General features: G+C 38.1%; 29 protein-coding genes. 5 read left to right on the top strand and 24 right to left on the bottom strand.

The annotated features are described in order from the left end of the window. Positions 1-85: 85 nt before the first annotated feature. A complete protein-coding gene (locus CI597_RS08385; RefSeq protein ID WP_081723814.1) occupies positions 86-298 on the top strand; it encodes a helix-turn-helix domain-containing protein in 213 nt (70 codons plus the stop codon). A gap of 48 nt (positions 299-346) precedes the next feature. Here CI597_RS08385 and CI597_RS08380 read toward each other — a convergent pair whose 3' ends face one another. Genes CI597_RS08380 through CI597_RS08365 form a run of 4 tightly spaced genes read right to left on the bottom strand, consistent with a single transcriptional unit; the run spans position 347 to position 2097 of the window. Then, positions 347-1069: a hypothetical protein gene (locus CI597_RS08380; RefSeq protein ID WP_024727326.1), complete on the bottom strand. Its 723-nt coding sequence runs from the start codon at positions 1067-1069 to the stop codon at positions 347-349. Between the two features lie 14 nt (positions 1070-1083). Beyond that, the gene (locus tag CI597_RS08375) at positions 1084-1557 is read right to left on the bottom strand and encodes a hypothetical protein (protein ID WP_024727325.1); all 474 of its coding nucleotides are present in this window, start codon (positions 1555-1557) and stop codon (positions 1084-1086) included. Positions 1558-1582: 25 nt separating this feature from the next. Continuing rightward, on the bottom strand, positions 1583-1807 hold the full coding sequence (locus tag CI597_RS08370; RefSeq protein ID WP_024727324.1) for a hypothetical protein: 225 nt from the start codon (positions 1805-1807) through the stop codon (positions 1583-1585). Between the two features lie 56 nt (positions 1808-1863). Beyond that, positions 1864-2097: a hypothetical protein gene (locus CI597_RS08365; protein ID WP_024727323.1), complete on the bottom strand. Its 234-nt coding sequence runs from the start codon at positions 2095-2097 to the stop codon at positions 1864-1866. A gap of 902 nt (positions 2098-2999) precedes the next feature. Between CI597_RS08365 and CI597_RS08355 the strand changes: the two genes are divergently transcribed. After that, the gene (locus CI597_RS08355) at positions 3000-3308 is read left to right on the top strand and encodes a YolD-like family protein (protein ID WP_034549258.1); all 309 of its coding nucleotides are present in this window, start codon (positions 3000-3002) and stop codon (positions 3306-3308) included. A gap of 73 nt (positions 3309-3381) precedes the next feature. Here the strand turns inward: CI597_RS08355 and CI597_RS08350 are convergent, their stop codons facing one another. The 14 genes from CI597_RS08350 to CI597_RS08290 form a co-directional block, all read right to left on the bottom strand. After that, positions 3382-3900 carry an HD-GYP domain-containing protein gene (locus CI597_RS08350; protein WP_024727320.1) on the bottom strand — a complete coding sequence of 173 codons (519 nt, stop codon included), beginning with the start codon at positions 3898-3900 and terminating at the stop codon, positions 3382-3384. Positions 3901-3946: 46 nt separating this feature from the next. Further along, positions 3947-4273, bottom strand: a complete 327-nt coding sequence (locus CI597_RS08345; protein WP_024727319.1) for a hypothetical protein — start codon at positions 4271-4273, stop codon at positions 3947-3949. Between the two features lie 17 nt (positions 4274-4290). After that, positions 4291-4929 carry a hypothetical protein gene (locus CI597_RS08340; protein ID WP_024727318.1) on the bottom strand — a complete coding sequence of 213 codons (639 nt, stop codon included), beginning with the start codon at positions 4927-4929 and terminating at the stop codon, positions 4291-4293. A 16-nt stretch (positions 4930-4945) separates the two neighbouring features. After that, positions 4946-5206: a hypothetical protein gene (locus tag CI597_RS08335; RefSeq protein WP_024727317.1), complete on the bottom strand. Its 261-nt coding sequence runs from the start codon at positions 5204-5206 to the stop codon at positions 4946-4948. An 84-nt stretch (positions 5207-5290) separates the two neighbouring features. Then, a complete protein-coding gene (locus tag CI597_RS08330; RefSeq protein WP_024727316.1) occupies positions 5291-6055 on the bottom strand; it encodes a hypothetical protein in 765 nt (254 codons plus the stop codon). A 99-nt stretch (positions 6056-6154) separates the two neighbouring features. Next, positions 6155-6415 (bottom strand): hypothetical protein, encoded by a 261-nt coding sequence (locus CI597_RS08325; protein ID WP_024727315.1) that lies wholly within the window; start codon positions 6413-6415, stop codon positions 6155-6157. Positions 6416-6544: 129 nt separating this feature from the next. Beyond that, positions 6545-6895, bottom strand: coding sequence for a hypothetical protein (locus CI597_RS08320; RefSeq protein ID WP_024727314.1), 351 nt, complete (start codon positions 6893-6895; stop codon positions 6545-6547). Continuing rightward, entirely contained in the window at positions 6892-7236 is a 345-nt protein-coding gene (locus CI597_RS08315) for a hypothetical protein (RefSeq protein WP_024727313.1), read from the bottom strand. Before CI597_RS08315 ends, CI597_RS08320 begins: the two co-directional genes overlap by 4 nt. Before the next feature lie 125 nt (positions 7237-7361). Continuing rightward, the gene (locus tag CI597_RS08310) at positions 7362-7898 is read right to left on the bottom strand and encodes a hypothetical protein (protein ID WP_143266072.1); all 537 of its coding nucleotides are present in this window, start codon (positions 7896-7898) and stop codon (positions 7362-7364) included. 212 nt (positions 7899-8110) lie between these two features. Beyond that, complete coding sequence (locus CI597_RS08305) at positions 8111-10021, bottom strand: hypothetical protein (RefSeq protein ID WP_095142909.1); 1911 nt, start codon at positions 10019-10021, stop codon at positions 8111-8113. A 133-nt stretch (positions 10022-10154) separates the two neighbouring features. Beyond that, positions 10155-11741, bottom strand: coding sequence for a terminase gpP N-terminus-related DNA-binding protein (locus tag CI597_RS08300; RefSeq protein ID WP_024727309.1), 1587 nt, complete (start codon positions 11739-11741; stop codon positions 10155-10157). Between the two features lie 264 nt (positions 11742-12005). Further along, positions 12006-12557, bottom strand: coding sequence for a hypothetical protein (locus CI597_RS08295; RefSeq protein ID WP_143266071.1), 552 nt, complete (start codon positions 12555-12557; stop codon positions 12006-12008). 895 nt (positions 12558-13452) lie between these two features. Then, positions 13453-13617, bottom strand: a complete 165-nt coding sequence (locus tag CI597_RS17930) for a hypothetical protein (protein WP_155854008.1) — start codon at positions 13615-13617, stop codon at positions 13453-13455. Positions 13618-13631: 14 nt separating this feature from the next. Continuing rightward, positions 13632-13847: a hypothetical protein gene (locus CI597_RS08290; RefSeq protein ID WP_024727307.1), complete on the bottom strand. Its 216-nt coding sequence runs from the start codon at positions 13845-13847 to the stop codon at positions 13632-13634. 470 nt (positions 13848-14317) lie between these two features. On the opposite strand from CI597_RS08290, the gene CI597_RS08285 reads away from it, so the two are divergent. Genes CI597_RS08285 through CI597_RS08275 form a run of 3 tightly spaced genes read left to right on the top strand, consistent with a single transcriptional unit; the run spans position 14318 to position 17014 of the window. Continuing rightward, on the top strand, positions 14318-15457 hold the full coding sequence (locus CI597_RS08285; RefSeq protein ID WP_024727306.1) for a tyrosine-type recombinase/integrase: 1140 nt from the start codon (positions 14318-14320) through the stop codon (positions 15455-15457). Then, entirely contained in the window at positions 15454-16500 is a 1047-nt protein-coding gene (locus CI597_RS08280) for a tyrosine-type recombinase/integrase (protein ID WP_024727305.1), read from the top strand. Before CI597_RS08285 ends, CI597_RS08280 begins: the two co-directional genes overlap by 4 nt. Next, positions 16490-17014: a hypothetical protein gene (locus CI597_RS08275; protein ID WP_024727304.1), complete on the top strand. Its 525-nt coding sequence runs from the start codon at positions 16490-16492 to the stop codon at positions 17012-17014. The genes CI597_RS08280 and CI597_RS08275 overlap by 11 nt, the downstream gene beginning before the upstream one ends. A 460-nt stretch (positions 17015-17474) precedes the next feature. Here the strand turns inward: CI597_RS08275 and CI597_RS08270 are convergent, their stop codons facing one another. The 6 genes from CI597_RS08270 to CI597_RS08245 all read right to left on the bottom strand — a co-directional run bounded on the left by CI597_RS08270 (position 17475) and on the right by CI597_RS08245 (position 23859). Next, the gene (locus tag CI597_RS08270) at positions 17475-18485 is read right to left on the bottom strand and encodes a GGGtGRT protein (protein WP_024727303.1); all 1011 of its coding nucleotides are present in this window, start codon (positions 18483-18485) and stop codon (positions 17475-17477) included. Between the two features lie 12 nt (positions 18486-18497). Beyond that, positions 18498-19190, bottom strand: a complete 693-nt coding sequence (locus CI597_RS08265) for an iron-sulfur cluster assembly scaffold protein (protein ID WP_024727302.1) — start codon at positions 19188-19190, stop codon at positions 18498-18500. A gap of 264 nt (positions 19191-19454) precedes the next feature. Then, positions 19455-20612 carry an iron-containing alcohol dehydrogenase gene (locus CI597_RS08260; RefSeq protein ID WP_024727301.1) on the bottom strand — a complete coding sequence of 386 codons (1158 nt, stop codon included), beginning with the start codon at positions 20610-20612 and terminating at the stop codon, positions 19455-19457. Positions 20613-20644: 32 nt separating this feature from the next. Next, positions 20645-21613, bottom strand: coding sequence for a sugar-binding transcriptional regulator (locus CI597_RS08255; RefSeq protein ID WP_143266070.1), 969 nt, complete (start codon positions 21611-21613; stop codon positions 20645-20647). 285 nt (positions 21614-21898) lie between these two features. After that, the gene (locus tag CI597_RS08250) at positions 21899-22948 is read right to left on the bottom strand and encodes a zinc-dependent alcohol dehydrogenase (RefSeq protein WP_024727299.1); all 1050 of its coding nucleotides are present in this window, start codon (positions 22946-22948) and stop codon (positions 21899-21901) included. A gap of 32 nt (positions 22949-22980) precedes the next feature. Next, the gene (locus CI597_RS08245) at positions 22981-23859 is read right to left on the bottom strand and encodes a class II fructose-bisphosphate aldolase (protein WP_024727298.1); all 879 of its coding nucleotides are present in this window, start codon (positions 23857-23859) and stop codon (positions 22981-22983) included. Positions 23860-24248: the final 389 nt, after the last annotated feature.

Below are 24248 nucleotides of genomic sequence, written 5' to 3'. Positions count from 1 at the left end.
CACTGTTTCTATTTCTATTTTAATCAGATAATAAGACTAGTACAAGAATATTCATCCTGAAATTTTCGATAAGAAAGGAAGAAAAATGATAAAATTCGATAGATTATGGGCCACCATGTCTAAGCAGGGGATATCTGTTTATGACTTATATACCCACTATAATGTCAGCCGCAGTCAGATCAATCGCCTCAAGCATAATCAAAATGTCCATACAAATACTCTCGATCGGCTTTGTAATATTCTGCAGTGCGATCTTAATGATATAGCAGAACATATCCATGATGACAATCGATTCTAAGCAATAGATACCTATTTTCGAATAGATAAAGGCGACCACAGGGGCCGCCTATTTTTCTTTGTTTCTATCTGTTTTTTGTAAACTCATCCTTCCAATTCGCTCTGCCCCTTGAAAGATTTTTTGAAACTCTTCTCGATTTGTAGCCTTTCTGATATCTTGTCCATCTTCACAGAGTTCTTCCCAATCACAAAGGTTACAAGTATTATTAAGAATTTCCTCTGGAATTCCCTCACGCTCAAATGCTTCTTCCGACTTCATCGCGTGAGCGTATTCCTGCTCACTGACAATGGCGGTCTGTTCACCGCGGGGACAATCCCACCGATAAAGAAGCTCTATAATTCCCGCCTCTTTAAGATCAGTGAGAAGTTTTTGATAGGAAGCATATGATAAATGCGTATGTATGCACAGTGGCCCATAATATAAATATCCTCTATTTCCCATACAAGAAAGATGTCTGTCGATTGCCCACATCTGTTCTGTTGATAAGTAAGTGATCTTTCGAAGTTCTGGAAAGCATAACTTTTCTTTTCCCGGCGCTTCTTTTCGCAGCCGCTTCTCATAGATTGCAGTCCATTTCTTATGCTGTTCTTCACTGACACCATAGCGGATGTCTTTGATAAAGGACTCTGCTGCCTCCAAAGAAACTTCCGAGAGATCTTCTTTGGTAATAAGACTTGCCCGCTTCTGAAACTGCTTTATCTTCGCATTTAATTCTGTTTGTTCTTTCTGGATTTCCATCCACTGCTCCCTAAGATATTGTATCTTTTTCATATAACCTCCGCTCTTTATCTGAGAATTTCATATACTTCTTGAAATTCTCCTAAAAACCCCTCTAAAGTCTCATTTTTATATTCTTCTTTATGTAAACACCCATCGCTCCACGGACAATCTGTTTCATTACAATCAATTAGACGGTGCTCTATTAGAAGTCTATTCTGTGACGTTTTAGGCCCTGTCGCCAAAGCAATCTTTAACGTTAAATAATCCTCCTTTGAGATGGATAATCTTTTCGTTCCAGTTATATTACAATACCGGATAAACTGAGATGTAATGATTCCTTTCTTTTTAAGGAAAATAATCAGTTTCATAAATGATGTTTTTGGTAGATCATAAAAACCTACACGCGTAAATTGATATCCCCTTCCTCCTCTTGTCAGAAAGAGGTCTGCTGCCTTCAACTCCTCTCTCGGCAAAAAGTCTGCGGTGGCAAGTTCCTGGTAATAGTACTTATATGATTGATTTTCAGTCTTATTTTCCATCTCTACTCCTTTATATTTTAATATTTCACTTTAGTTCCTCAATAAATTCAAACGGTATTCTATAGAATGAATTTTTGTGCATAATTTCAATCCCCATATTATCTGTTAGTCCTGGCATTTCTGCATACACTTTTCCATCAATTTCATTCCATAACGTCTGAGATATTCCCACATAAATATCTCTCATATATCCGTCGTTTGAGTGAAATTTATTAAATGGTGGCTTATGTATCACATATCTTTTATTCATGCTCGACCTCCTAAATCCTAAATATCCATCCACTTCCTCCTCTATGAAATGCTAATTTAATAAACCAACATCCCCTTATCATCTTGAAATTCATCGCGCATATAATCAATATTATTCTCTGTTCTCTTAATATCATCTTTAATATTTCGCATTGAAAGCCTTAGAGCATGTAATTCTAGTAGGAAAGCATATACTTGTTCATCTTCCTTGTTCCACTCAGATTTATCTCTAAGTGTTTCCATCTCTGTAATTCTTTTAAGTAATGCTTCTGTGGTTGTATAAGATTTCATCTTCATACCTCCTTAAATTATAATTTCATGGTTATGTTGTCTTTGGACACAGAACGTTCTCCCGAAACCATGTCCTCCTATTTATAGTATGATGAAAACTATTTATTTTTTTGCATGATAAAGGCGCCCTCCCATCACATATCTGTGACAAAAAGGCGCCAGCCATTGTAAATTCTTAAAACACATTCTTTTCTATTTTGCTCTGACTTTGTTACCATGTGTTTTTTTAGAAATTAATTAATAGTAATCATATAAAAAACCATGCACAACAAAAACCGGCCTAAGATAATGACCAGGTGACTGATTTCCTGTGTATAAAAAATATATTGAAGAAATGCAATCTTTCCTTCTATATATCTATGACAGAAAATCACATAGACGACAACAAGACCGCCTATGATAATAAGGGCAGCAACTATTACCGAAATTACTGCTATTAATGAAATTATTATCATTTTATTACCTCCTGACTATAGAAAGGTAACAAAGTAGATAATCTTTCTGGAGTAAACTCTATATAAGTTTCTCTATTATTTTCATTCTAAATTCAAACATCTTTTTAGTTTTAATCTCTTTAAATTCCCTGAAATATTTCCAGGTATAGTCTAATTATCTATCTCAACAATTTTTGAAATAGCAAAATATCCCGACGCACGGATGATCTAATAATAAAACAAAGGATACGTCAATTCCTTCTGCTAATATCATATAATATTTTGTTTCACTTTTCAAGAATCAATTCAGTCTCATTTACGTCTCATTTTGGTTTCAAACCTTACTTCCATAAAAAGGTATCCAGAAAATACCAGCATCTTTTATCGAACATATGTTTCCTTCTCTTCGCATCTTATGTTATACTTTAACAAGAAAGGAGTGACCTATGTATGAGATGGAGGGTGCCTATGAAAACAGATCGTGCAAGACAATTTCTTCCGTTCGCCGCTTTAAAAGGATACGAAGAAATGCTCCGTGAAATGGAACGGACAACGGAACCGAAACGTGAATTGATGGAAGAGGATGCAAGACGATTAAATGAAATTATAAAATGTATAAAGAAGGGATCTTATGTGTATATCCTCCATTATGAAAATGGAACATATACAACGACAGAAGGTTCAGTAGCTTTTATCGATGAGGTCTACCATAAAATTTTCATTGGGGAAGATAAGATTGATTTTAACGATATCTGGGATATTGTAATAAAGAGTTGAATTCTCCACGATTTCTGTATAACAAAAGCCCTATACAATACTGTAATGTATAGGGCCTTAATTTAAGATATATTTAGTTATCGATTACACTCAACGCACAGAGGATATCCTCTGAAATTTCTTCATGATCCTTTAAGATTGATAATGCTTGTTCTTTTTCCATGGCCTGCCGATATACTCGATCTGATCTTAATGCGTCATACATATCTGCCGCTAATAAAATTGGATACAATTCATATATAAGCGAATGGATTTGGATGTTGTCTGGCCGATATCTCTTTTTCCCGTGGTGCATTAACACCAACTGACAAATGATATCCGGGTACCCAAACTCCAAAAGCTGCATATACCCATAATAGGAATGCATATCAACGACCATACGTTCCATAAGACTTAATGGTCTCTTTGCATTCAGGACATACTCTGGAATATAAAACTTTCCGATGTCATGTATTTTCCCGGCTTCAGATAAGATCTCCACATAATCTTTATCGAGAATCAGAAACAATGCTATTTTTTTGCAAAGCTCCGATACCTTCAAACCATGCAACCGCCATTCTTTTGTAAGAAAATGATCCGTTTTATGCCTCATAAGCCTTTCTCCTTTTCAGGCTATCATTGATTTTAGTGTCTTTTACTCATAAGAAATGAATATTTCTTGGATTTGCTTCGAACCATCCTTGATACACGCTATCCTCTTCTCTTGTAATATCTTGCAATATAACAGAGAATTGTGGAAGCATACTATCAGAGAATCCATAATAACGAATGCCAGAGAAACGACAAATACATTGCGTTTTCCCTGTATCCAGATGAACTAGCTCTCTCCTCTTTAAAGATTCAAAGGTATCCTTTTTTCGAAGGCAGAAAAGAAATGATTTGATATCTTCGACAAACCACTGAAATGCTTTGCGAATACCAGAATTTTTAATGTGCTGCATTTGCTCTTTTAAATAAATTCCCATTGTTTTCCTCCTATCATCTATGCATAACCGTTTGTAGAGCCGCATTCTGCCCAAAAGGGACCATAATTCCCATACAGATAGACTCTTCCGTTCAAAGGACTTTCTGCGATTAATGTGATAACGCCGTTTTTGTATCCGTTTGTTTTGGCAATCTTTAAAACATCCGCAAACGTAACCTTTAATAAACGTTCGTTATCTACGAAGTGAATAACGTAATTCTGATCAAATATGATCTTTAAAATATCCGCATACCCTATGGAGTCAGTTTCTCCTATTTTTGTATGAGAAGATTCCCGTTTATTCTGCACACCCACCTTGTCATCAACCTCAGGAAATTCCATCTGAAAATCCTCACAAATGTCTTGGATATGATCCATCAGGTTAAGGATTCCTTCTGGCTCTGCAGATGATCTTCCCGGCGGCAGCTCTTTGATCTGCCGATACAGCCAGCTTTTCTGCTTCATAAATTCAGCAGTGTCAATTCGTTTTAATGCCTCAAATGTCCCTTCTAGCAATTCCACTGATTTCTGTATAGCAACTATTGCCTGTTCTATCAACTCCGGCGTGCCCTGAACCTCTCTTCCATACGGAGTTTCTTGATATGCGACTGCATAGCTTCTAAGAGTCTTCATCAATTCTTCCATCACTTTCTTCATGCTCTCCTCCAAATCTTTATACGTTCTTCCCAATCTCCTCTAATAGCTTAGGTAATCCCTTTCTGACAATTTCTTTTGTGGCACGCTCGATTACTCTTTCAATTATTTTATCTTTTTCGGAGTAGATGTAACTTTTCACAGCCTTGTCCACTCCGTCACGAACACCACACTTTGATTCCCTATATTCTGCTCCTCGTTCTTCCATAAACTGTCTTGCAATTTTTTCCTCCACAAGCCTAGAAATGTTTTCTTCTCTTAATTCTACCTCTATTTTCATGCCATGTTCCTCCTAAAATTTTGATGTAAATTTATGATTACCCCTTTTATATACCCAATCGAGAAATAATTTGTGGTGAATTGATTATTTCATGAACTGTTCAGCTTTAAATCTATCTCCCATATCAGTAAAATAACTATACAAAAAGTTTTTTTGCTTTTTCGTAAGTGGCTTTTGATGGGATACGATATATCCTTTATCACCTGTAGGATTATGGATTAAAGCATATCCTTTTTCATAGATCAAGAAATCACGGTATAAGATCATTTTTATGGGGTTACGCTTCTCATCTATTACCCATTCATCATATTGAAACCTTTTTTCTTTGCAAATCTTCCGTGCTGATTCCTCATGAGTTCCAAAGTTAGATTCACAAAAAGTTCCAGACGGTGAAAGCCATCCGAATGGTTTTGTTTCAGACTTTTTGACATCCGATTGTTTTGTATTGGAGCCCTTCGGCATTATTCCATTTATAAAGTTTTGATAGTATAATTCAAGCTTTTCTTCATTAATTTTTCGGCTTACAAAATCTTTGTATTTCAGCCCTTTATTATCATCATCACAGAGGAGAAACATGCGGCAAGTGCCGAACTCTTGAATGCTAAAATTTACCCCATAGCATTCCATGACATAAAACATTCCAATCTTTAGATCTGAGTTCAGCTCCAATGCATCAATATAGTTCTTTTTTCTTAAAGCGTCCCAGACGATATGGAAATAGTAACTAAATCCCTTTTCAAAAGTTTCGCATTTACCATCTTCATCTAAAGAGACAAATTCACTGCATTCATCTTTGTTCTGATAAAATTTGCAGGATGTGTTTCTGCAGGTAATCTTCCTTTTTCCCATACTTCTTTTCCTCCAAAAGATTCTCTAAACTTTTAGCGTAAATTCATGTGTTAATGCTTTTTTGATTTCCCTATTTGAAATGGTATGCCTCCTTAAATCTTAATTGATTTGCATTTTTGCCCCACATTGAGGACAATATTTGGCTTCATTATATTCCGGCGTATCCCATTCATAACCACAATCTGAACAAGCATTATACCCATATCTATCCTCTACCCAATTTGCATGCTTCATCGGTGGCTCCGTGTATGTCGTGCTATTTTTAATGATTTTCATACACCTTTTAGTAGCAGGTTCCCTTGAAAGCAATTTGTTTTTATTTATTTCTTTCATTACCTCATCTGCATCTATTAATCTCATATTATCTTCCTCCAATAAATCTTAATTTCCATACCTGTTTTCACACCACAAAAGCGCATCTTTTTTTACCTTATATATCCTGATTCTTTTAAAGCAATCTCCTTTACCACAAATTTTGCAGTCCTTTATTTAATATCTCTTTCTTGCTTCACTGAAGCTTGCCATATTTCTTTCGGCCAGATCCTTCATAAATTTTTCATCAGCATCTGTTACCTTATAACAGGGCTTGTGTCCGAAAAATACCAGCCACGTATCTGTCATTGTCTCATGCATGACTGTCGTATATTCCTTCGTCATAGCACATCCGCTGATGACAGGGTTTCCATCTTTTGTGATATCAAAGCCCGTACAAGTACTCCCCCATAACTGAGGAAACACAATCGCTTCAAACTGCATAGCAGCATGTTTCTCCAAAAGCAACTGCTGGGACTTATATTCTATCAACTCCAAATTTGGGTACCTCGGGTTCATCAAACTCATCTCTTCTCCTCCTCATAATATTTCATTTCTTCATCTTCATGAAACGACATGATAAGTCCAGGAATAACATATCCCAGATCAATTACAATAAATTCGTCGAATTCCTGCAGTTCTCTCCACTCTTCCTCATTCGGAATCTTAGCTCCAAGAATTTCATAGATATCCTCCTTACTTCCACCGGCATCCAATATCCGATGCAGTGTATCTTCCAGCGCACTGGCGATATCCGTCGATCCTCTTTCAATGATGCAGTGATAGGGTATATAAGAACCTGAGATGGCATATTCCGCGAGAACTTCTCCATCAGACACCAGATCGTTTAGTACACATTGCATAGACATACACATCCTCCTTTTTTGTGCGTCATTTACATCTTAAATTTTTCTTCTCCTTTCCTTCTAAAAAATGCTTCATAGATAGTATGACAATAAAGAAGGAGACAAAGGGTTTCCTCGTCTCCTGTTTGTTACATAACAAATACCCCATTATTTCTTTCAATACCTCGGATGTCAACACGCCATCCAGCATCTGTGAGGGGCTTTAGTTCTTGATAAAGTTTTTTGATCATACCTTTTGCATATGCCTGCTCTTCATCATAGCGCCGTTTCTTGTCTGGATATTCCAGACTCTGTTTTTCTTTCTCTTCAATTTCACTAGTTAGTCGTTCCACCATCCCGCTGCTTAAAACACGAGAGATCTTTTTAAACCGTATGAAAAATCTAAATGGATTTTTCGTTGACTTCACATAGTAAAGCTTCATAAATTCAAGTAAAGTACTTATCCTCTTTTGATTTTTATACTTTATGGCGATATCCACTCCTCTTATCAGATCCGGATGAGCTGGGTTTGGCTTCATGGGCGGCGGTGATCCTTTAAACCTTATGAGTATCTCTTTTTCTGACGCGGGAAGTAGCGACGGAAATCTGACAGGAAATAAAATATAAAACCTTTTTGTCTCATATCGGATATACTGAGAAGTATCCTTGGTTTCTTTCCTTTCCATCAATGTAAAAAACTCCTCCGGCAGATACTCCTCAAGAATCATTTCCATAAACACTTTCTCATCAAAACAAGAAAAGTTATGATCCCTTTTGAATTTTCCAATCTGCTTCAAAAAATCTGATCCGGGAGTGCTTTCTTCTATCTGCTTTTTCATTGCCTCAAGTTTTTTCTTTTCTTCTTGTATTTCTCTAAGGATAATGTCTTTTGTATTCATCATAATATTTCTACACCTTTCTCTATGTATAACTGAATTTCTTCTAATATCTTTTGAAACTTTAGGGTACTTTTCTTTATCTGAATTCCTTTTTCATAAAGTGCATCCAATTGATAGGCTCCATCCTTTTTGATAAAAGAATAGAGGAATGGAGGTTTCCAGAAGAGTGCCTCTTTATCTTGATTAATTTTTCCATCATGCCCATCCTTTGCAATCCCCCGATAAAGAAGACAGATTTCTCTAAGTGCCTTTCTGGTCCGGATCCTCATAAAGTTTTCTGGAAGAAATTTTTCAAGCTTTTGAAATACAGAATCTCTTGGAATCTTGATAACGCCCATCCTCCTACATTGGATCTGGTTTTCCAAATAATCAGCTTCGTCAAATAAGGATTTTCTTCCTGGATAGAAGATTCGAATTTTTTTATGGACAATTTTCGCCCTCTGACAAATTTCAAAAAAAGTTGCACTCATTCCACCAACTCTCTTTGTCCATGGATTTGCTCCAAGAAAGATGGAACACAACATCTCCTCGACCGTATTCTGTTGAAGGCAGAGTTTATACTCCGTTACAATCTGCTCTTCAATCCTCTTCTCTTTGAAAGAAAGAAGTTTTATAAGTTCCTTATCTTGGATTTTGTTCCTCACCTTAAGCAGCATATAGAAATATTCCGGATGATGACGATTAATAGAATCTCCTTCTGGTAACTTTTCTTGCAATACAGGGGCCCCTTTATAGTTTTCTATAAAGTAATGTTCAAAAGAGCGATACCTGACAGCATCGGAAAGTTCCATTTTAAGTATCCAAGGTTCAGCATCAGATATCATGTTTGCTACACACCGGCCAAACCCTCCACTGCGACATAATGCAGAGAAAATGCCAACAAATACCTCTTTTAGTTCCCCATAGACCTTTTGAATGGTACATAGGTTTTGAATACTAAATGGATAAAGTTTTCCATTGATGGCTTCATAATAAACACCAGCATTGCTAAAGAAGAAAAGAATCTTGAATTTACTTTTCATAAAATATCCAACAATCTTTTCTTCTCTTTGCAGTGTTTTTCCAGCACGGACACAGATTCCTTTATAGGCGTAAAAATTCACTTCCGCACTTTGCCGCCGCACTAAAAACGATGCCTGTATATTATTTTTCATAATGACATATTGATCTTTCGCTTCCATGGGATAGTCTTGGCGGATCTCTTTTTCGGGAATTGTAGATAGCCTTGTCCTATCATGAAACAGTTCATCTAATTCCTTTAAAAATGGGTTCTCTTTTTGAAGAAAATCATAAAACTTTTTAGAACTTTCCCATAGATGCCACTTATCAGTTTTATGCGCCTTCATAAACTCAAGAATATCTCTTTTTGAAATGCGTTCATCTGCAGGCTTCCCAGTTCGCGCCACATATATCAGATACTTCTTCACATGTTCCACCTCAGAATCTACAATTTTTTCATCACATGGATCGTAAAGAAAGGAAACGATAGACGTAAGAATCCGTTCCGCATCCTCTCCATGGTAAGGTAGTCTTTCTAGGATTTGGAGTGTTCCCTGCATATCATCTTCCCTTTGGAAAAAACAGAGAACCTCATATAAGCAAGATAAGGGAAGGTACAAAGGGCCCTCGAATAGTTTCCACAGTCGCTTTTTCACCTCTTTTTTATCCTTTACCGTCATAAGGCAAGAAATAACCGTTTTTCTTTGGTTTACAGAATGGTAGGAAAGTTTGTTCACACGTTCAAAAAACTTTATAGAATCATCGATCGAAAGATCACAGTTTACAAAGATATGAGCCATGCATTCCAATTCATCAATTGAATTTTTAAGATCTTTGAAATATAACAGTTTATCTTCTGAAATTCCCTTCTTTCTAAGGCGTAAGTATAGCTTTTCGTGCATCTTTCTCACAGTATCAGCTCCCTTCACATAACAATATCGGCTTCATTGATTTTGGCAAACACAAGTAACAGTCACATAGGATGCTCACGCTGCTCCCATCCATATATGGTGCCATATAGGGTCAGAAGCTTTTTTCCCACTATCACCAATAAAAAATTTTCGGACGCCAGATCTTTTTTCGCCTTTTTTTGTGCCTTTTAAGACTGCTTGGTAAAAGTACCTCCCCACTCGATTCATGGAAACGATGTTCTAACATTTCTAATCGCTGCTTCCATACTTCATATTTTTTTGCAGCCGAATTAAGCCGGGTAATAACCTCGGGCCGGCCAACTTTTTTCTCTCCTTTTAGGGCTGCCCGAAGGCGCCTTATCATTTCTTCCTGCTTTCTTAGTTCCTCCTTCTTCATGCGCAAATAGTTATAGACTGTCTTCCGGCTGATTCCAAGTTTTTCTCCTATAGCAGTTTGTGTAAATCCTTGATTGTAAAGGGTATAGATCTTCTCCTTTTGATTTTTCATCTTCTGGCATTTGTATTCCCCTTTTTTGAATTTTTTCCTGCGTTTCTTTTGATCGTATCTTTTTTGGCATTCCTTTTTTCGCACATTTTCACCGATCTTTATCCCAGCTTCTTTTTTAATTACATCGTCTATCCCTAGCTGATCTAAGATAGTCTGATTCCTTAAGGGCATAGGATCTGTTGTGCGGATATCAAATCGGAGCTGTCTTTCAATGAGTGGGCACAAAAATCCCTTATTAAATTTCACCGCTTTTTCAACAGCGTCTTCTTGGTCGCCGGAGATCAAGTAACAATATTTGCAATAGATCCAACACATGACCTCGCGGTGCCCTGTCATGATACGCTTTTTATTAAGAAATGTCTGATATGCTTTTAAATCCTCTAAGACTTGTCTGTTATGCATTTCCAGATTTTTTAAAGCTTTTTCTCTCCTTTTTGTGTTTCTTTTTCTCTTTTTCCATCCCCCGTACCAAATTGGCAATGCAGGAAGGATTTCTTCAACATAATAATCAAGGGTATATTTCTTTGTGTTTGTTCTTTCAACACGAACCATTTCCATCCCTTTGGTATTGATGCTTCCCGGCAAGCGCAGAAAAGACGTAAGCTTCTGTGGTTCAGCATAAAGATCCAATTCTTCATTGATCTTTTGACACATGACCTTCATAATTCTTTCAATCAGGACAAAAAGGTTCTTTGTTCGTTTGCGATTAAAGACCGGTTTATACAGGACATAGATCAGACGCAGCTGATGCCCTGTTTCAATCCAGTTTGGCCATGGGAGTCCAAGGAAATTCTCACTCATAAGCCATTGTTTGATCGTCTGTGGATCCTTATCTTTTAAAGCTTCATTCTGCCGGTAATCAATGTCGATCGCAAATGATTTGATCGCATGGATATTCATCTTTGAGAAACGATCGGAATCTTTTTGGTATGTATTCATTGTGATGGAAAGGTTAGCGAGATTCCTTTTTTGAAGGATCTCTTTTAATATTCCGGCTTGAAAGATTCGTCCGCTGCTGATCACACATGCACCTTCCTGGCTTCCAATATTCCAGAGTTTTAATAAGCTTTTCCCGGATTCTCCATGGAGAATATCCATCAAGTAGATTCGTAAAAGGGAAAAATCTTCATCTGATAAAGAATATTTCAGATCTCTGACATCACCGTGGTATCCCGCTTTTTGATCCTCTTTGAATGGAATTTTCATCACCATGTTTCCTCCCTATCTTCCAACATTGACCCCTTCACAGATAGTATGATGAAACGTTTTTTAGAGATGGCGCATCGCTTTTCTCATGAAAAACCACCTAAACATGCGGTATTCAAGGTTTATTAAACCAAAAAGTCTATGAGAGAATTGCATGGATTCAAAAAAGAGCTCCCCAAAACGGGAAGCCCTTACTTTAATTCTTCGTTCGTCCACAAACAAAAATATCTCTTTTTTACGATCTTTATTATCCACTTGGCAAGAATAAGCTCATAAAGTTATTTTCTCAATGAAACACCATGCTTTTCTCTCCAAATCTTTGAGTGACCCATTGTTTATAATACGGAGATCATACTCAAAGCACTCTACATTTGCATCGCCCATATTGCTTTGTTGTGTTTTTTTCCTACGTTTTTCCGGATCTATATAGATAGTTCTTGCGCCAACTGCATCCTTTAATCTTTGGATTTCTTTTGGTTCCCTTACCTGAAGAAACAAAACGTATTGATTTGAATCATGAGCCTCGTCCTCCAATGTATGGACGATATTCACACATTCCTTGAATGGGAGGTCAAATTTTTCTGTCAGATACTGTTTACAGTCGGATAACTGTTTTCTGGTAACTTCCGTCTTTTCCCCGTTCCATCCAAAGATTCGAAAAATCTCCTTAATGGTATCTACCGTAGAATGAGACTTGATGAAGATGGAACCTTTCCCCTTTTTATTGTGCTCCATCGCTGCCTTTTTACATAAATCAATAAACGTATCCTTTCCACTCCTCGGATATCCGTTAATGATAAACACATGTACATTTTCTTTCATAATTGAGATTCCTCCTTTGATATTGGACGGAATAAGAATATTTTCATTCATACTCCTTTCCATCAATGACCTGTTCAGAAATAGTATGCAGATATTCATAAGAGGAAAAGAAAAAGTGGTCTTGACTAGGTAAAAACCCCTTTTCTCTATGACACATTCTACTTATCCCATGACAGGATAATTTATAAAAAGTCAGGAGATTCCTTGAAAAAGACTATGTGTACTTTCTTAATAGAAAAAGTGGAGATAGGGATTACCCTCATGAGAAAGAAAGTCCTATTTAAAATAGGAAAGTGACTTTTATATAGGATAAAAAGTAACTTTTATCAGTTTAGTGGTAAATGAAAATCAATAGAACATGGATCAGTTCTGCTCCTTTTTTGTTTATCAGCTTTATGATAAATAAAATCCTTTATGAGTGGATGACGTTCTCCCCTACTTGTTATCAGCTTGGTGATTCATCATAATGGGATTCTTCCTGCTTATCAACTTATTGATAAATTCATAGAAGAAAATCGTTATCAACTTACTGGTAAATGGGATTTGGGCGGAAGATTCTGTTGATGGGGAGGAGGCGAAAAGATATTTAGGACGAATTTCTGCGTATTTGAGATGGGTTTCCGCAAAATATTATAGAAAAGGCAGTTTTGTATGCATAAATGGGGCAGGAAAAGGGCAAGAAGTATAATATTTATCGGGGTGTTTCACTTATGTTTCTAAAGAAGCGCAATTTTTAAAAACTGCGATTTTACTATTTAAGACTAAACTCCCGTTGGCTTTTTATTAAAGAATTCTAGCTTTTATATTATCACCAAGCTGATAAACTAAATAATTATCACTAAATTGATAAATAAAAACGCCTCATAAAACAAAAAAAGGAGCATACGCTCCCTTTTTAAGGCAATAAGGCATTCATTACTTCTTTCGGATCTGCTCCAAGTTGGATAAGCTGCACACTAATTTGGCAGCTTTTATCAAATAAATCCAGACTCTTATATTTGCTTCTTTGCACTACAGTTTCTTCTAAAAATTTCATTCCTTCTTCAATTGTTGTAAACATGTCCGACTCCTTCATTAGTGTTTCGAAAATGCCAGCGCTAAGATAACAACACCAATAATACAAAGTGTTGACAAATTTAGCAGGCCTTCATTCATACGAATCATAAGATAAACGAACAACATAATACACATAGAAAGTCGAAATACCAATGAGATAGCGCCATCTACTCTTTTTTCAAACGCCTCATTATTCGTATACTCTTTTATGTATCTCATCAATATTTTTTTCATAAATTCCTCCTTTTTTACATAAAAAATGAACCGGAAGTATCTTGATGCCCACTCCGATTCATCCATAAAAATAAGTTCTATTAGTAGTATGCAAAAAAAAGATAAGATACAAATTTTGAAATATGCTTGTACAAAAATTATGTTGAATTAATTTAGAAATATGATATACTCTGTATGTATAATAGAGTAAAAATGCAATTATTTGCCATCCTGGTGGCGAAATTTGACAAACTATTTAGAAAACATATCATTACCCGTGCAATAGCACTTTCTTTTATCTTTGAGAAAACCTGTAAAGTTCTTTAAAATCAGAGGTTTTTTATCTTAGCCAGGAAACTCACCATGCTTCTTATATTTCACTATGTAATTTCAGATATTTCAGATGTATTATGGATAGTTGTAATTGCGTAATTATTGGCATTGCATCTTCTGTCATACGATATCATCGTAAGTTAGGAGCGTGAACCAAATTGAAAAGAGCAAACGGACAAGGAAGCATCACTACTCTAAAAGGGAAAAGACGAAAAAAGAAATGGGCTCGGGTCGTCTCTGGTTACCACTATGATCAGGTAAAAGACGTCGTTATTCCAGAAAGAAAAAGTCTAGGCGTCTTTAAGACAGAATCTGAAGCTCAAAGAGCCATTGATAATTATGAACGAAATCCTTATGAATTTTTAAATAAAGATATGACACTAAATGAAGTGTTTTTAAAACTTTATGAGATTATTTTTGAAACAAATCCTGATTATGCAGATGATTTAAAATATCAGTGGAGATACTGCAGTAAGATTGCTCATGAGAAAATAACAGGACTACAAACTGTTCATCTGATGAGATTTTTAAACAGTACTCCTTACTACATAAATGATTGCGGCAAAAAAATCGTGGCATCTCCAAATACGATTATGAGGATTAAATCAATTTTAAATCAAATGTATGATTTAGTGACTGCCGAAAGTATTCTCCCGGTTAATCTTGCTAGAAACTTCAAAATAAGCAAGGAAGTCAAGCGGGCATATAAGCGCCAGCATAAGCGTCACATTCCTTTTTCAAATGAAGAAAGAAAAGTTCTTAAGTCCAGGCTAGATTATCCGTTTGCTGACTTTATTTATGTAAATATTTTTATGGGATGGAGGCCAGGAGAACTCATAGAAATTCTTGTTGAAAATACATTCCCTGATAAAGGATACATTATAGCTGGAAAAAAGACTGAAAATGGATATTTAAGATCAGTCCCCATTCATCCAGATATACAAGACATTATTAATAATTATTATAACCTTGCTATAAAATTAAAAAGTCCATATTTGTTTAATGATCCATATATTTCAAGACATAGCACAGGACGAAAAAACCTGAGTTATGACAATTATAGGTATCGATTCAACAGAGTTATAGAGCATTTAGAATTAGGGCCCCATACTCCCCATGATTCTAGAACTACGTTTGCTACTATAGCAAAAACATCCGGAATGGATGCTTTCGCTATAAAGAAGTTTATGGGGCACTCTACTGCGAATGATGTAACGGAAGATTGCTATATATCTCCCGAATTCCCGTGGTACATCAACCAAATGAAAAAATTTAAATACGATGGTGATGTGTTATGAAAAGACGGAATGGAGATGGTACAATTCGAAAAATCAAAAAGAAAAATGGACAAATATATTATCAAGCTTTATCTCCTTCTACGGAAGGCCATCGGACTTCTCTTGGTCTTTATCCAACGAAAAGCTCCGCCAATAAAGCACTTGATGGCTTCAAAAGAAATTCGACTTCTTTTTGTAATATAACGTTTGAAATGCTATATCATACCTGTTTGAACATGGGTCTACTTTCAAACAATGATCGCTATGTATACCCTTATTGTCATAAGCTATATAAGAAAAGAGTTGTCTGTATAGTAAGAGAAGATATTGTGCAGTGCATCACTTCTTCGTATAGGATAGACCCTGCCAGAGGAAAGATCAAAGCTTCTCCAAATACAAAGCAAAAGATAAAATCTTTTTTAAATAGGATCTTTGATTATGCTATTTCTGAAGGGATTTTACTAGAAAGAAACATTCCAAGAAGCATTGAATTTAACCCGGCTCCAAAATCAAGTAAAAATCAAAGACTTTTCTCTAAAGAAGAAATAAATATACTTTGGGATAACGCAAACAATCCTTATATTTCATATATCATAAGACCGGTCTTGATTTGTTTGTATCATGGAATATCGGCAGGCCAGGTTGTGCGGATCAAAAGAAAGGACCTTCTATCCAATGGAATACTTAGGGTTCCAATCGATAAAATTGGGGAATATATGCATCCAATTCCACTCAATCCAAAACTTCTCGATGTGGTTGCTGAATTTTCTTCAAAATCCAATTCTGAATTCCTCTTTGCTGATGAAACGGGCGGATCGATGACATATGATGTTTTTCGTGGAAGATATCAAAAAATTTTAAGAATGCTCTCGTGTACTCATACCATCGGAGACATGAGAAACACATTCCTATCTACCGCAGAGAAAGTCAAACTGGATCCATATATTCTAAAACATTTATTAGAAGTACATGATCGGAGACGAGAACCCTTAGTTTATGATGAAGAAATAATGAAAAAAATGAAGCAGGCAATCATCAGCATAGGAGAAGCGTATGATGAATAGGAGAAAAAAAGGTACAGGATGTATCCGATGCATTGGAAAAAATAGAAAAAAGCCATGGCAAGTCGTTATCTCTAAAAAGAAACTTGATGGTACCAGAATTCGGATACACCTTGGTTGTTTTGAAAAGGAAGAACAAGCTGTATCTTATTTGGATAAATATCTCCGAAATCAGAAGCCTCGTGAGATTTCCCTAAAGGATCTTTTTCAAGTATTTAAGAGATATTTTAAGCATCGTTTTCCAAAGAAAAATTATCGGATATATGATTCCGGATATGCATTTAGCAAACCTTATTGGAACAAAAATGTTGCTTCTATAACATTACATGACATAAGGGAACTTTTATTATCAGGTACACGTATAAGTGAGAAAGGTGATTTAATCCATATTACCAACGCCGCAAGAGAAAAGGTAAAATCATGTTTTAATAACTTATTTGATTTTGCTTATGATCACTTTTATGTAAGAGAAAATTTAATCCGGGACATTTCTTTAAGTAAGTTAATCCACCTCTAAAGGAAGAATGGCTCTTACTTTATTTTTCATACAATTAAATCATAGCTTTAATAAAAAAGACGCTGGTAAATCACTCCAGGGTCTCTTTTATTACGCCTTTTGGGGCTACCCTTTTCATAATTTTTTACTTAGGGATACATAAAGAAAGCAGAAATACAAGATAGGGATACAAAAAATTTCATTATATCCTTTTTAGGGATACAAAAGTTGGATGTCAACTACTTAGGGATACATAGCCTTTTTTTCATCTGTATCCCTAAATTCCAATAAAAATCGACGCTAAATTTATCAATTATTTTTCGTAGGTAACCAAAGCAGGTAACCAATTTGTAACCAACGTGTAACCAACGCATGTATTTTTATTGAATCTGAGGACTTCTTTCCACATATTTACACCAAAAAGAAAAGGCCTAAAACCCACGGTTTTAAGCCATTTCTTGATACTTTTTTAATCTATTATTTAGAATTTACCTTCTTTGGCGCTCTCCTCAATCGCAACTGCAACTGCAACAGTTGCACCTACCATTGGGTTATTGCCCATTCCGATCAGACCCATCATTTCAACGTGAGCCGGTACGGAAGATGATCCTGCGAACTGTGCATCAGAATGCATACGTCCCATAGTATCTGTCATACCATAAGAAGCCGGTCCTGCAGCCATGTTGTCCGGATGAAGTGTACGGCCTGTACCTCCGCCGGATGCAACAGAGAAGTATTTTTTACCCTGTTCGATACATTCTTTTTTGTATGTACCTGCAACCGGATGCTGGAAACGTGTTGGGTTTGTTGAGTTTCCTGTGATAGAAACGTCAACGCCTTCTTTGTGCATGATTGCAACACCTTCTGTTACATCATTTGCACCATAGCAGTTAACCTTTGCTCTCAGACCTTCAGAGTAAGATTTTCTGAATACTTCTTCTACTTTTCCTGTGGAATAGTCCATCTTAGTTTCAACAAATGTAAATCCATTGATTCTGGAAATGATCTGTGCAGCATCTTTTCCAAGACCATTTAAAATAACACGAAGTGGGTTCTGACGTACTTTGTTTGCTTTCTCGGCAATACCGATCGCACCTTCTGCAGCAGCAAAAGACTCGTGTCCTGCTAAGAATGCGAAACACTCGGTTTCTTCTTCCAGGAGCATTTTTCCTAAGTTACCGTGTCCAAGACCTACTTTACGCTGGTCTGCTACTGATCCAGGGATACAGAATGCCTGAAGGCCTTCACCAATAGCAGCCGCAGCGTCTGCAGCTCTCTTGCAGCCCTTCTTGATTGCAATGGCAGCACCCACGGTGTAAGCCCATTTTGCATTTTCAAAACAGATTGGCTGGATGCCTTCTACCTGAGCATATACATCTAATCCTGCAGCCTTTGTAACTTCAGCAGCTTCTTCGATAGAATTAATACCATATTCTTTTAATACAGCAAGAATTTGTTTCTCTCTTCTCTCATATGATTCAAATAAAGCCATGTTCGTTACCTCCTATTGATTTCTTGGGTCAATGATTTTAGCAGCATCATCTACTCTGCCGTACTGACCTTTTGCTTTGTCTAAAGCTGTCTGAGCGTCATCGCCTGCTTTGATGAAATCCATCATCTTACCGAAGTTTACGAACTGGTAACCGATGATCTGTTCTTCATCGTCAAGAGCGATTCCTGTAACATATCCTTCAGCCATTTCAAGGTAACGAGGTCCTTTTTTCAGTGTACCGTACATAGTACCAACCTGAGATCTTAAACCTTTTCCTAAATCTTCAAGACCTGCTCCGATCGGAAGCCCGTCCTCAGAGAAAGCACTCTGGGTTCTTCCGTATACGATCTGTAAGAACAGTTCTCTCATTGCTGTATTGATAGCATCACATACTAAGTCTGTATTTAATGCTTCTAAAATTGTTCTTCCCGGTAAAATTTCAGATGCCATAGCAGCTGAGTGAGTCATACCAGAGCATCCGATAGTCTCTACCAATGCTTCCTGAATGATTCCCTCTTTAACGTTCAGAGTTAACTTACATCCCCCCTGCTGAGGTGCACACCAGCCAATACCGTGAGTCAGCCCGGAAATATCAGTTACGTCTTTTGCACTGATCCATTTTGCTTCTTCAGGGATTGGAGCAGCTCCGTGGTTTACACCCTGAGCTACGGTACACATTTGTTCTACTTCATGTGAATAAATCATGTTGAAACTCCTTTCAGTGAATAAATAATAAACATCCCACACTCATATGTAAGTAATGTTTTTAAGCTCATTTGCTCTAGCTTATTTTATCATATTGTTAAAATTAAAACAAGAAATTATCTCAATAACTTTGTAATGTTTTGTATTTTTTCGCGGACTGGAACAGTGTGTTTGAAAAAGAAATCACTCATCAGGAGAACGCATCAGAAAAGGCCGGTTCCCATGGACAGGACCCCGGCCTTTTTCTGTTATTTTACTCTGAACCTATAATGCATTTTCATAAATATGAATGATATCTTCTTTCGTGAGCTCTACAAAGGAGCCTCTACAACCTGCCGCCGCTTTTTCTGCCATGATGTCAAAATAGGTTTCGTCGATCCCTACTTCTCTCAATGTAGTAGGAAGACCCATGTCCCTAAAGAACTTTCTCGTACAGTTTATGGCCTTTCTCGCTGTCTCCATATTTTCTTCTGCCATCGGCAGATTCCAGACATTTCTTCCATAGTCTGCAAATTTCTTCGCGGTAGCTTCATTTAGTGCAAACTCCATCCAGTGAGGTGTGAGGATTGCAAGTCCCTCCCCGTGGGTAATATCATAAAATGCACTTAATTCATGCTCCATGGGATGCACACACCATGCAACCTCGGCTCCATCTGAAAGAATGCCGTTGATTGCCATGCTGGATGTCCACATGAGATTGGCCCTGGCGTCATAATCATCCGGGTGTTCCAGTGCAATAGGTCCATAGTAAAAACAGTTCTTTAAAAGGCCTTCCGCAAACCGTGCCTGTACATCAGCATTGGACACATTGGTAAAATAATTTTCAAAAATATGGCTGATTATATCTGCTGTACCTGCTGCCGTCTGCTTTTTGGAAACAGAATAAGTATACTCCGGATCCATGATGGACATCTTTGGTTTCATGTGCTCACTGGCTGTTCCCCATTTTTCATTTTTCTTCAGATCGGAGATGACTGCAAATTTATCCATTTCAGATCCGGTGGCTGCCAATGTAAGCACAGAGTAAATCGGCAACGCGGCAGTGATCTTTTCCGGGTGTAAAACAAGTTCCCATGGATCTTCTTCACTGCAGGCTCCGGCCGCAATGACTTTTCCGCAGTCGATGACACTTCCTCCTCCGATTGCAAGGACCATGTCGATTTTTTCTTCCTTGCAGATTTTAACTCCTTTTACCACAGACTCTATCCGCGGATTAGGCTCCACACCGGAAAGTTCGGACACACAAAGTCCTGCATCTTTCAAAATCTTCATTGCGGTATCATAGATTCCTGCTTTTTTAATGCTGCCGCCTCCATAGACGAGCAGGACCTTTTCTCCGCTCTCCCTCAGTTCGGATAAATGTGTGATCTGTCCCTTTCCAAAATGAATCTTTGTTGGAATAGAGTATGTGAAATTGTTCATTTGGACCTCCTTAAATTATGTTTATATGTGTTTTATTGTTCTACATCCATCAAATATTCTGCTGCCTGCATGTCGGTGATCAGGACATTTACAATGCCTGCCCTCAGCGCGCCCAGAATTGCCTGCCGCTTTTCTTTGCCGTAGGCAACCCCTACTCTGATTGGTATCTTTTTTAAATTCTCAAATGAAATACTGACCAGACGCTTGTTGAAGGAATCTTCAATCAAGTTTCCCTCTATGTCAAAAACATGGCAAAGAATCTCGCCGACCCCTCCCTTTTCTTTTAGACGATCATATTCCCCCGGAGGAATGATATCTGTATTCATGATGGTTGAATTGTAATCCAATGCACCGATCCCAAACACTGCTACATCCGCGTCTTCCGCTATCTCGATGACATTGCGGACACTCTCTTCTTCCATAAACTTCTGTTTAGCCTGCTCGTCTGCAACGACCAGCGGCGCCATGATCTGATATGCACTTACTTTTAAAATCTTGGCGACCACATCGATCAGATAATTGGAATATGCCAGACGGTATTCTTCATCTGCAGAAGCCGGCGGATTATTGGAGCCGGACAGGGGAACTACTTTTACATCCTTATACTTTTTCAGCCTCAGCCTCATGTCTTTTTCCAGATACTGAATGGCTTTTTGAAGAGTGATCCCCTTTGTAAGTGCCAGAGTCATATGGTTTTTCATTATCCTGATCATGTAGTCTGCTGTGAGAAACCCGATTTCTTCGATGACCTCCCCCTCTCTGGGATAAGCTATGATCGCTTCTTTGAGGTCAAATTTTTCTTCAAGGAATTCTTCTTCGTTGGCAGCGCTGTTTTCAGGAAAGTTGATTTTGATCTGTACATATCCCTGTTTTCTGGCCTGCTCCAATGCTCTTGCGACAGTCATTCTAGACACGTTTAATTTCTTACCGATATCCACCTGCGACATGCCGTTTTTGTAATACATCTTTACAACTTTCATCATGAACCGTTCGTCTTTCAACTTCCTGCGTCTCCCTGTCTTCTGCAAATTTGTTTGTCTTACTACTAGTATATAGAAATGATACGTGATCCGTCAATCTAAACCATTCATCCTTTTATATAATTATCCCGAGACAGCCCAAAATGAGTGAAACAATGGTCAGCTCCAGCAATAATATGGCCTGCATTAAAGAAATCGTTTTTCCTGTCGGTTGACTGCATCTGAAAATACAGCTTCACCCCACTCTTTTCAATATCCATAAGGGTCTGTATTTCTGCTCTGCTTAGAATCCTTCTCCTTTCCTTTTTACTGGTCCAGCAGGACACTTACCCTGTACATTCCCGGCCGGCTTGCTGCTTCAAATGCCTCCTGTATCTGATCCAGACTGAATGTTTTTTCCTCAATTAATTTTGAGACGTCTACAACCCCTGTGCTGAGCGCCCTTGCGGCTTCCTGAAAATCCTCATTGTCGGCGCCGAACGTTCCGATCAGTTCCATCCTTCGGTAATGCATTTCGTTGGAATCAATATGTAATCCCGGTGCCGGATAGCCTGCCGCAAACAGTAAAAGCTTACCATCCTTTTCCTTGAGCATTTCAAGACCCTGATCGTTTGCTGCCGTGACTCCCACAGCTGCAATGACCGCATCTGCACCGTCTTCCTTTGTCAGCTTTCTTACTTCCTCTGTCGGGTCTGACTGACTGCAGTCGATTACCTCGAATCCCATGGCTCTGGCAGTCTCAATTTTCTTCGGAATCATTTCTGATACAATCACACGGCATCCATAAGCCTTTGCCACCTGTGCGTTGATCAGCCCCATTGTTCCTGCCCCGATGACAACCACGGTATCAAATGGCTTGAGCCTTAACTTTTTTGCCCCGTGGAGTACTGTAGCCAGCGGCTCTAAAAAGCCTGCTTCAGCCGGATGAACAGAAGCTGCTATTTTATAAATGCCCCTCACACTTTTTACACAGTAGTCTGAAAAACCGAAGAAGCCCCAGCGGTATCCATCTTCCGTGTCTTTTCTTATGTCTTCACACTGGTCCACCTGCCCGTTCCGGCAGGCAGAACAGTTTCCGCAGCCCTCATATCCTGTTGCCACCAGATCACCAATCTTGAAATCAGTCACTTTGGACCCGACTTTTTCTACGATGCCGGCAGCCTCATGTCCTCCTGCCATCGGATATCCCTGGTGTTCTCTCAGACCAAGCCACTGTCCGTAGTCGGTAGTGCAGATGTTGCAGGCTTTCATTTTCAGGAGAACATCATACTCACCGATTTCCGGCAAATCTCTTTCCCTGACTACTGCCACTCCTTTTTTTACTAAGCATCCAAATCTCATTTTCTCTTTGCTCATAATCTACTCCTTTTTTACTGTCCTAAAAGTCTCTATGCTCTGTTTTCTCCGCCAAATAATTTCATATAATGTTTCAGTAAGTTCTTATAGCCTTCTCCCATAGCATTTGACAAGTCATACATGTTGGCACTCTGGTTTCCGAACTCTCCGAGACTTCCGTCTTTTACAATACTGTCATAGTCAATTCCAAGATACTCTTTTAACCTTGCAAGCCCTGCATTACTCAAGTCTGTACACAAGTTCACTTTTTGTATTCCTGTTTTCACCGCTCTCTGCAAGTTCTCATCTCCCGTTCCAGATCCCCCGTGAAGAACCAGCGGAATATCAAGCATCCGGTGAAGCTCGGCCAGCAATTTAAATTCCAGCTTTGGAGTTCCTTTATAAGCGCCGTGGGAAGTTCCCACAGATACTGCCAGACAGTCAACCCCGGTCTGCTTCACGAACTCGGCTGCCTCTTCTTTCCTCGTAAGTCCCGAATCTCTGGTCTGCTCGTACTCAAACCCCTGTCCCACATGTCCCAGCTCTGCCTCCACAGAAACTCCGACAGCATGGGCGATCTTTACGATCTGCGCAACCTCTTTTACATTTTCTTCAAACGGCAGGGTAGAGCGGTCTACCATAACAGATGTGCATCCGCACCGGATAGCTGTAATAATTTCTTCAAAATCTCCGCCGTGGTCTAAGTTGATTGCTCCGGATACATTTGGAAACTTATGCTTATAGTAATTCACTGTGTCTATCGTTTCCTCCAGGCTGTGGATTCCTGCGCAGTCAAAGATTACCGGTGCCTTCAGCTCCTCAGCGGCTTCAAAAACACTCTTTACTGTAACGCTGTTCCATACATTCGGCGCCGCAACACCATATCCTTCTGCTTTTGCCTTTCGTAAAATTGTCCCCATATCTGTGATCATGCCAATACCTCCATTTGTGCATTTGCTATATTTATCGTGCATATGTTTTATATTTAAAATTATAGCAGGTTCTATTTGTTTGTCAATCATATTCACATTAGTTTGTGAATATGCTCATTCGCATCCCCTCACTCTTTGAGGGGCTTGACAACTTTGCGTGCCAGATGCAATTTGCCGCAGGCAAATAATTTCCTTACGCATCTGTGCACAACTCGCGGAGCGTTTTTATTTCATAGGGAAGGTCGTAGAACTTTCCTATGAAGATTAGGGTGTCAAAAGACACATTAATAAATATCTGATTTTGTTTGTACCTTGAAAATTTAACACGAATTGGTTTGAGAATATTAAATTTAGAACAATCAACAGAAGGTGAGCTTGATGTTTTGAGT

It is taken from the genome of Anaerostipes hominis (ex Lee et al. 2021), from assembly GCF_002270485.1.
In the GTDB taxonomy this organism is placed as follows: Bacteria; Bacillota; Clostridia; order Lachnospirales; family Lachnospiraceae; genus Anaerostipes; species Anaerostipes hominis.
Note: the sequence above shows the minus strand (reverse complement) of the source record. Positions and strands in the feature narration are given on the sequence as shown.